The sequence below is a fragment of the Microcystis sp. LEGE 08355 genome, assembly GCF_015207185.1.
In the GTDB taxonomy this organism is placed as follows: Bacteria; Cyanobacteriota; Cyanobacteriia; order Cyanobacteriales; family Microcystaceae; genus Microcystis; species Microcystis panniformis.
The window spans coordinates 1-2,463 of the sequence record NZ_JADEXI010000645.1; the positions used below are offsets into that span (position 1 = coordinate 1).

A 2,463-nucleotide genomic window follows, 5' to 3' on the forward strand; every position below is an offset into this window, starting at 1 on the left:
GTCGAACTGTCATAGATTTGACCTCTTTTCAACTATGCCCCTTCATTTTACCCTGAGCAATGGAGGTGTCTATCGTTGAGGTGGCGGAGGGGATTAAACTAGAAGTTGTTGGGTTTCCTTTTGTCAACCCAGCCTACACCTGACTTTAACTTGCATTAGGGAACGCACTTAAACCCACAGCTGCAATCAATGTGCATGGTGCGTTCCCCAAAAAATCGATCAGTGGAGCAGTAGGAGCCACATTAGGGAACGCACCCTACAAAATCTACGCAGTGCCTTCGGCATCGCACTTTGTAAAATGGGTTGAAATATTGCAATAGAATCATTCTCCCGCAATGGTCAAAACTTTTCTGTAGAGTGTTTCGCTAATTCGGAATTCTGCTTTTAAGATTAGCTGATCAATAATCGGTTTAATATTCATAATCAATTCTTTTTGCTTGGCTTCGAGTAAAACGCCCAATATTCCAGTAATATTTAGCCCAAGAGATTGTGCGACTTTGCGTCCTTTTCTTTCATCCAAAATTAATATATCTGCGCCTAATTCTAGCGCTAAAATAATCCCTTCTGATTCTCCTCGGTCTAATTTATTGAGTAGTTGATTAACTTGGTTTTGCTGGGTGACGGGCCGTGTTTCTATCCAAGATAAGGTCATGATTTCAATCGTGCCAGGTACAGCGTAGCCTAAACTCGCCATTTCGTCATAAACGGCTTGAGGAATGATAATTGTTCCATAGAGTTGATGCAAAAGGGTTAACTGGTTAACGGCGGCTAGGTTGGTAATGGGTGAGGTGTCACTCACGACGATCATAGTCTGCCTAGTTTTTGTAAGGTTTGGATATCTTCTTCTAATTCTTCAAGGTCATAATGGACACAAATCTCTCTTAGATTAAGTTCGTGTTGAAATTGGAGGAGGTTCATGCCTGCAAGATGACGGGCTTTGCCGATGCTGATTTTGTCTTGTTTAAAGAGCATGATGGCGATTTCTAGTTTTAGCTCGTCTTCGGAGAGTCCTGATGCGGTCAGTATGTCATTAGGAATAACTACGCTCATAATTTTTAGGGGTTGGCGATTGTCAAATCAGCGATGGTTTTATGATAGCTCGCTTGTGTCTAGTGCCTTGAGGGAGGTTTATGATTTCTCCAATCTCCATTAAAAAGAAGCAAATATCAAATAATCCTCTTTTAAATAGCCAAAAAAGAGACTCTTGCGGATATCCTGGGGTAATACCTTCAATTAAAGCTTAGTTTTTGTCTGCCTGGGTGGGGCGGCGCTTGAAGCCAGCCCCCAGAGCGACGACAGCCCCCAGTCCGACGAGGGCAAAGGGTTCTGGGGTGGTGGCGGGAGGAGCGGTATCGCACTTAAACCCACAGCTGCCATCAATGTGCATGGTGCGTTCCCCAAAAATCGATCGGTGGAGCAGTAGGAGCCACATTAGGGAACGCACCCTACAAGATCGGCGTGCTGCTACGCAGTGCCTTCGGCATCGCACTAAGCCAGTATAGCACCCTACAGCAATCCCTCCAACCTTATCTAGGGGTGCTACCCAGTGCCTTCGGTATCGCATTTTAACCCACAGCTTTAATGAATGTGCTACATCCGCTTCAGCAATTCATCGTACTCGTCGTGTGCCCCAATCCAGTACCAGTAAATATGATCGGATTCTAGCAAACCCAAAACACGATAGTTGATGCTGACACGAGCAGAATAAATCGGTTGTTTTTGGCTTACTCGTTTGAACTGAAGGCTCGGATGGGAAGGCTCTTCCTGCCAAAGAGAGTAGGCTTTATCAGCTTGTCCCTGAACTGACACAGGAAGATCACTTAGCTGCTTACGAAATGACTTTGTAACACTTGATTTCATTTTTGTGTTGGAAAAACTTGATCAAGTGGCATGGTTTCACCTTTGGCTATTTCCTGACGCACCATTGCAGCCATCTGATCCCATTGCTCTTCTGTTGTGGCGGCGAAACGAGTTTCCCATTTGTGTTCATCTTCTAAATCCGCCAAAAATCGAGCCGCAATCGCATCTTGTTGTTCGGGTGGGAGTTGCTGGATTTGAGCAATTGCCTGTTGAAGCAGTTTGGTCATGGGTTCATCGCAATAAACACTACAATTTCCCTATTTTAACCGATGTTCAGAAAACTTTCGTCAGACTCAGGACATCTGTTATTTGTAGTTTTCTTTTTGTTTTCAGCCCAACTCAATAGTTTTTTCAGTGACGGAAACTTGACCTATAACTGGACTTCCCCCATACATAAATACTAAAAAATTAACAAAACCCTTACTGCAGGTCGCTTCTAAGAAAAAATTGAAAAGAGACTACTGGGTACATTTTTCACTTGAAAATGGCTGTACCGTTGACTGTATCTGGAGTAGAGCGATTCCGTAGAGTTGGCTGTATAGTGATCGCTAACCTGATTTTAACAGATAGTGTCATTAATCTCTAGAGTAAGGGATTCCCTCT

General features: G+C 43.7%; 5 protein-coding genes. All 5 read right to left on the bottom strand.

Going from position 1 to position 2,463, the window contains the following annotated elements; translation table 11 throughout:
- Nucleotides 1-322 precede the first annotated feature (322 nt).
- The 5 genes from IQ242_RS22400 to IQ242_RS22420 all read right to left on the bottom strand — a co-directional run bounded on the left by IQ242_RS22400 (nt 323) and on the right by IQ242_RS22420 (nt 2,087).
- Nucleotides 323-808, bottom strand: coding sequence for a DUF3368 domain-containing protein (locus tag IQ242_RS22400; protein ID WP_193961461.1), 486 nt, complete (start codon nt 806-808; stop codon nt 323-325).
- A complete protein-coding gene (locus IQ242_RS22405) occupies nt 805-1,050 on the bottom strand; it encodes a UPF0175 family protein (RefSeq protein WP_002770883.1) in 246 nt (81 codons plus the stop codon). The genes IQ242_RS22400 and IQ242_RS22405 overlap by 4 nt, the downstream gene beginning before the upstream one ends.
- Nucleotides 1,051-1,240: 190 nt before the next feature.
- Nucleotides 1,241-1,432: a PEP-CTERM sorting domain-containing protein gene (locus tag IQ242_RS22410; RefSeq protein WP_193961462.1), complete on the bottom strand. Its 192-nt coding sequence runs from the start codon at nt 1,430-1,432 to the stop codon at nt 1,241-1,243.
- 158 nt (nt 1,433-1,590) lie between these two features.
- Entirely contained in the window at nt 1,591-1,809 is a 219-nt protein-coding gene (locus IQ242_RS22415) for a hypothetical protein (RefSeq protein WP_370583042.1), read from the bottom strand.
- A gap of 47 nt (nt 1,810-1,856) precedes the next feature.
- A complete protein-coding gene (locus IQ242_RS22420) occupies nt 1,857-2,087 on the bottom strand; it encodes a hypothetical protein (RefSeq protein WP_002789717.1) in 231 nt (76 codons plus the stop codon).
- Nucleotides 2,088-2,463 lie beyond the last annotated feature (376 nt).